This is a genomic window from Bradyrhizobium sp. Kon56, from assembly GCF_055807635.1.
Window position 1 is genome coordinate 1 of the sequence record NZ_JBVVOU010000280.1, and the last position, 320, is coordinate 320.

1 protein-coding gene is annotated in these 320 nt (G+C 38.1%); it reads left to right on the forward strand.

Features of this window, described 5'->3' with window-relative positions:
• On the forward strand, window positions 1–229 hold a 229-nt coding region (locus AC0L3B_RS38975), incomplete at its 5' end, for a hypothetical protein (protein WP_473383013.1).
• Between the last annotated feature and the right edge of the window lie 91 nt (window positions 230–320).

Here is a 320-nt window from a genome sequence, read left to right on the forward strand (position 1 = left end):
AATGCGCAATGAAGAAATAAAGATCACCAAAATTAGTAAAAATGATGAAAAATCGATTTTCAGCCATCAGCTAGCCAAGTTGGAAATCATTACCGATTTACTTTGCGCAGATTTCGCATTTCATTTTTGTCGACATTTCTTATCAGACTACGCACAAAGCAACTCTATCGGCCTCGAACTCCTGTCAAATCCTTGCGCAACTTTTTGGCTAGCGACTTTAAAGATCTGAAATTCGATTGTACTAACGGTTTGTTCATTAAATATCCTTATCCGACCGCGGGAAAAGCTTTTGCAAAAGCGCCGTCTTGTGTTTTTTTATG